This is a genomic window from Dokdonella sp. (genome assembly GCF_049593775.1).
In the GTDB taxonomy this organism is placed as follows: Bacteria; Pseudomonadota; Gammaproteobacteria; order Xanthomonadales; family Rhodanobacteraceae; genus Dokdonella.
On the sequence record NZ_JBAWHJ010000487.1, the window covers coordinates 1 to 5,271 of the forward strand.

Here is a 5,271-nt window from a genome sequence, read left to right on the forward strand (position 1 = left end):
GCCAGGCCAAGACCGCCGACCAGACCGGCACACAAATCGGAAATGATGTCGCCGAACAGATTGGTCGTTACGATCACGTCGAATTGCTGCGGGTTCATGACCAGTTGCATGCAGGTGTTGTCGACGATCATCTCGTTGAAGGCAATATCTGGATAGTCCCTTGCCACGTCACGCGCGACCTTCAGGAACAAACCCGAAGTCGTCTTCATGATGTTCGCCTTGTGCACGGCGGTCACCTTCTTGCGACGCTGCCTGCTGGCGAGATCGAAAGCGTAACGCACGATGCGCTCGCAGCCACGCCGCGTATTGCGGATCAGGGACTGGGCAACTTCACCGTCCTCGGACAGGGTCTGCCCTTCGGAGCCGTAGGCACCTTCGGTGTTCTCGCGCACCGTAATGATGTCGATATTTTCGTATCTGGCCTTGGTGCCGGGGAAGGTAATCGCCGGGCGCACATTGGCATAGAGGTCAAAGTGCTTGCGCAACTCGACATTGACCGAGCTGAATCCGCCGCCGATTGGAGTGGTCAGGGGGCCCTTCAGCGCCACCTTGTGGCGGGCAATGGAATCAAGGGTGGCCTGTGGAAGAAGCTCGCCAACCGTTTGCTGCGCCGAAACGCCGGCTTCGACGAATTCATAGGCGAGGCCAACGTCGAGGGCATCCAGTACGCGAACGACGGAATCCACGATTTCCGGGCCGATTCCATCGCCTCGAATGACAGCAATTGTCTGACTCATCAGGAAAAACACTCCACGGTACTGACTTGCCGAAACCGGCAATGGGCGCGCATTATCCGAAAATGATACGCGTTCCCACAACCAAGGCGGTGATTTCCCGACTCGGCGCCTGCGCTGCGCTGCTCTGCATTGCCGCTTGCATGGCACCCGCCGTTGCCCAATCGGACTTGCGCTTGGGCGCAGCGGACACGGATTTCAGCGTCAGCCTGGTCAGTGCAAACGAATTTGCCCCGCACTGGCCTCCCGATCTGGAAATCCGGCTCGATTGGCCTACATCCTGCCTGCCTGTAATAAGCCGGACCAGTCTGGACGATCTGCATATCGATGTGCATCTGCACAGCGCAATATCGGGCTGTGCGCCTGCCAGCACACCCGTCACGCTGCGGGTAAATCCCGCTCGCGAGTCAGGGCGCAACCGTATTGCATTGGGCATCTACCAGGTGCGCCTGTTCCTCGAACAAGGCAACGGCAGCTCCGAACTGATCGGATTCCGCCTGCTCCAGTCCGGAGGAGACATCACCCTTACCCGTCCGGAAAACGGATTCTGGTGGTCGGTTACTGCGTCGGACGCCGTTCCGGCGCTGGCAGGAAGCGGTGTCTCCATCGAGCAACAAGGCGATGATATTGCCGTTTCACTGCTCAGCTACGAGGCAGGATCGCCCGTCTGGTACTTCGGCAGCGCCACCATGCCGGGGAATATTGCGCGAATACCGCTGATTCGCATGGTCGGTGGCGATGAACCGTTCTCATCTCCATTCTCGGCACCCGGCGCGGAACCGGGCATGTCCCTGAACCTTGAATTTCTCTCACCCTCCCACGCCAACGCCTGGCTGGTCAGGCCGCGCTCGGAAGAGTCGCTGGCGCTCGAAATACAGCCACTGAGCCTGATGCGCGTTCCGTTCAACGATGAAGCTGCGGGAAAGCGCTTTCTCGGCGAATGGGTTCTGGCTGTCGAGGATGCGCGCGAAGCCCGCGTCATCAATTTGACCCGGCTGATTACTGCAGACGAGGAAACTTTTCGTCTGGTTGACCGGTTTGGAAGCGTTTCCCTTCAGTGCAGGTCGCAGCAGGTGGGCGGACACGCCTCGCCCGTGTTTTGTTCGCTGATGGACGGGGCCAGCGTATTGGCCGACTTCGATGTCGTCGGCCTGGACAGATTGTCAGGCCTCGATGCGAATGGCACACAAGTGCGCCTGGTTCGCCTGCCACGCTGAGGAAATCCCTCAGTCCTTGCTGCCTGCCGCGAATTCCGCCAGCTTTCCGCTGCGATCTGCCGCGACCAACTCTTCGAATCCGCCAACATGAAAACCATTGACGAATATCTGCGGGACCGAGCGGCGGCCTCCCGTGCGTGAGAGCATTTCGTCTCGCCGGACCGGATCCATGTCAATGCGGATTTCCTCGTACTCGAAGCCCTTCTGCTTGAGAAGATTCTTGGCGGCGACGCAATAGGGACATACAGCGGTGCTGTAGAGCTCAACGGATGCCATTCAAATTTCCTGTTCCAGTGCCGGAATTCAAATAATCGGCTTGAAAGCATACAGAACCCCGACGCAAGCCGGAATATCACGTCGCCTTAAGGTTGTCGGCGTTAGAATGCGAAGCGGCACTTCGGCCTTTGGAGTCCTGTTCGATGTTGAGATTGAAGTGGCTGTCCCTGCTTCTCGCAGCCTCCTGCGTCAGCCTCGCTGGCGCGCAGGACAGCGGCGTGCGCTTGCCGGACATCGGGAGTTCGGCAGCAACTGCTCTGTCTCCGGATGAACTGAAGGCCTACGGCGCCTCGATGCTCCACGAGATGCGGCTGTACAACTACGTCCTCGACGACCCACTGGTCAGCGACTATCTGAACTCGCTCGGCTATCGGCTGGTTTCCGTCAGCGATCAGCCGGACCATGAATTCACCTTCTTCGTGGTCCGCGACAATGGGATCAATGCGTTCGCCGCCCCAGGTGGCTACATTGGCGTCAATGTCGGGCTGATCATCGCCATGCACACGGAAGACGAGCTGGCAGCCGTCATCGCCCACGAAATCGCCCACGTCACACAACAACATCTGCTGCGCGCATTCGAGGATTCGAGGAAGTCGGCCTTGCCTATCGCACTGGCCATGCTAGGCGCACTGGTGGCGACGGCAGGGCGTACCGACGATGCGGGCCAGGCAGCCGTGATGAGCGGCATTGCCCTGATCCAGCAACGCGCCATCAATTTCACGCGCTATGACGAGATCGAGGCCGACCGGGTCGGTATCCAGAGCCTCGCGCGCGCCGGATACGAGCCCCTGGCGATGGCCGATACGTTTGCAACCATGCAGCGCGTCATGCGCGTGAACGGCGTCGATGTGCCCGAGTTCCTTCGCACCCATCCCGTCGACGTAAACCGTATCGCCGATGCCAAGGCGCGCGCCGTACAGCTGAACAAGACCTACCAGCCGCTCGCAGCGCGTGCGCCCGTGGCAGGTCGCCTGCCCCTCGGCGGGAACACCGGCAGCTCAAGCGAGTCGCTGGACCTGAGTATTCCGACGACCCGTCTGACTGGAGCCGCCGCAGCCCAATCCACTGTCCCGCAAGAAAGCAGCTATTTCGAACTGATGCGAGAACGCGCCCGAACCCTCAACGCAGACTCGGCAAATGCCATGCTGCGTTACTACACGGATGAGTTGAAGCGCGATCCGGATGCCAGAACAACAGCCATTCGCTATGGCCACGCCCTTTCGCTGACACTGGCACGCCAGCCCAAGGCAGCCGTCGAGGAATTCGCCGAACTTACAGCAGACTATCCAGGCAGTTCGGTATTCGAGCTGGGCATGGCAGAAGCCGAAGATCAGGCGGGCATGAAGCAGGCTGCATTCAAGCGCTATGAGCGCCTGAGCAAGGATTTCCCGGGCAACCGCGCCATCGCGCTCGCATATACCGACGCCTTGCTCGCCCGCTCCGATGAAAAATCCGCGCTGATCGCGCAGGATCTGATTCGCCCGTTGCTCGCCCGCTACCCCGAAGACCCGGATTTGCAACGAAGCTTCGCGCGCGCCAACGAGCTGGCCGGCGACAAGGTTCGCGCTGCAGAGGCCTATGCGGAGTGGGCGTTCCTCAACGGGCGCGCCGAGGATGCCTTGAATCAGCTCAAGACGCTCTCCAGCAAGCAGGACCTGACCTACTATCAGCGTGCGCGTGTCGATGCACGCATCACGGCGATGACACCCATCGTCCTCGACATTCGCAAGCGTGAACGTCGCGAATCAGAACCGGAAGGCACGGGAGGTTTTTCCTCATCACTTCGTTGTCCGGACCAGCATTGTTCCGGCGTGTCATTGCGCCGTAACAATTCTCCGTTGCAATAAAGTTGCCACAAGGCGGCCATTCCGGCCTCCAACCCCAGAAGTCCTGTGCAAAAACGCGTGCTCATAGTCGAAGACGAACCCTCCATCCGCGACATGGTGGCTTTTGCGTTGCGCAAAGCCGGCATGGAAGCGATCCACGCCGGTGACGCGCGAAGTGCTCAATCCGCGATTGGCGACCAGATCCCCGATCTGATCCTGCTTGACTGGATGCTCCCGGGCATGACCGGCATCGAACTGGCCAGACGCTTGCGTCGCGAAGAACTGACCCGTGAAGTACCCATCATCATGTTGACTGCACGTGGAGAGGAAACCGACCGCGTCAACGGCCTCGACGCCGGCGTCGACGACTACGTAGTCAAGCCGTTCTCTGCCCGTGAACTGGTGGCAAGAATCCGGGCCGTGATGCGCCGCGCGCATGGCGAGGACACCGAGGGCGTCATCGAGATTGCCGGGTTGCGAATCGACAGCGCCGCGCACCGCGTGTTCGCGAACGACCAGATCGTCTCGATCGGTCCAACCGAGTATCGCCTGCTCCATTTCTTCATGACCCATCCCGAGCGTGTCTATTCACGCAGCCAGTTGCTGGATCACGTATGGGGTGGTGGCGTATATGTCGAGGAGCGCACGGTCGACGTCCACATCCGACGCCTGCGCATGACACTGACTCCCTACGCCATGGAGGAATTCGTGCAGACAGTTCGCGGCGCGGGCTACCGCTTCTCGTCAAGCGTGTGAAGGCCCGGGCTGCCAATCGCCGGACCAAGCTGTTCGGCCTGCTGCGCGCCTTCCGGGATGCTGCCGTGGCCCTTCCAGACGCTCTGGTGGCAATCGATGAGAATCGGCGGATCAGCTGGTTCAATACCGCTGCAGGCAGCCTGCTTGGACTCAAGCATCCCGCCGATCTCGGCAAGACGGTCGTTGAAGCCATTTCAGTCCAGGGGATGGGGACATGGTTCGATGCCGGTGGCATCGAACCATTGACGGATGTGACCGCGCCAAACGATCCTGACATCCATCTGAGTCTTCGCCTGATTCCCTATTCTGAAGGCCATTCCTTGCTGCTCGCGCGCGACGTCAGTCAGCTGCTTCGCGTGGAACAGATGCGTCGCGACTTCGTCGCCAACGTTTCACATGAGCTGCGAACGCCATTGACCGTCGTGCATGGCTATCTGGATCTTATTGAACCGGAGCAGATCC

6 protein-coding genes are annotated in these 5,271 nt (G+C 60.1%); 4 read left to right on the forward strand and 2 right to left on the reverse strand.

The genetic code is table 11. The features are described from left to right. On the reverse strand, nucleotides 1-737 hold a 737-nt coding region (locus WBP53_RS16890; protein ID WP_423930916.1), incomplete at its 3' end, for an isocitrate/isopropylmalate family dehydrogenase. A gap of 62 nt (nucleotides 738-799) precedes the next feature. On the opposite strand from WBP53_RS16890, the gene WBP53_RS16895 reads away from it, so the two are divergent. Continuing rightward, nucleotides 800-1,951 (forward strand): hypothetical protein, encoded by a 1,152-nt coding sequence (locus WBP53_RS16895; RefSeq protein WP_423930917.1) that lies wholly within the window; start codon nucleotides 800-802, stop codon nucleotides 1,949-1,951. Between the two features lie 9 nt (nucleotides 1,952-1,960). Here WBP53_RS16895 and grxC read toward each other — a convergent pair whose 3' ends face one another. Continuing rightward, complete coding sequence (grxC, locus tag WBP53_RS16900) at nucleotides 1,961-2,227, reverse strand: glutaredoxin 3 (protein ID WP_423930918.1); 267 nt, start codon at nucleotides 2,225-2,227, stop codon at nucleotides 1,961-1,963. 143 nt (nucleotides 2,228-2,370) lie between these two features. Here grxC and WBP53_RS16905 point away from each other — a divergent pair, with 143 nt between their 5' ends. From WBP53_RS16905 to WBP53_RS16915, 3 genes are all read left to right on the forward strand, one after another. After that, nucleotides 2,371-4,074, forward strand: coding sequence for a M48 family metalloprotease (locus WBP53_RS16905; RefSeq protein WP_423930919.1), 1,704 nt, complete (start codon nucleotides 2,371-2,373; stop codon nucleotides 4,072-4,074). A 45-nt stretch (nucleotides 4,075-4,119) separates the two neighbouring features. Further along, the gene (phoB, locus tag WBP53_RS16910) at nucleotides 4,120-4,809 is read left to right on the forward strand and encodes a phosphate regulon transcriptional regulator PhoB (RefSeq protein ID WP_423930920.1); all 690 of its coding nucleotides are present in this window, start codon (nucleotides 4,120-4,122) and stop codon (nucleotides 4,807-4,809) included. 65 nt (nucleotides 4,810-4,874) lie between these two features. Then, nucleotides 4,875-5,271 (forward strand): histidine kinase dimerization/phospho-acceptor domain-containing protein (locus WBP53_RS16915; protein ID WP_423930921.1); only part of this gene is annotated, 397 nt, incomplete at its 3' end.

Excerpts from the sequence above, each read along its gene's own strand:
- WBP53_RS16895 (WP_423930917.1), top strand. The coding sequence starts at position 800 with ATGATACGCGTTCCCACAACCAAGGCGGTGATTTCCCGACTCGGCGCC.
- grxC (WP_423930918.1), bottom strand. The coding sequence starts at position 2,227 with ATGGCATCCGTTGAGCTCTACAGCACCGCTGTATGTCCCTATTGCGTC.
- WBP53_RS16905 (WP_423930919.1), top strand. The coding sequence starts at position 2,371 with ATGTTGAGATTGAAGTGGCTGTCCCTGCTTCTCGCAGCCTCCTGCGTC.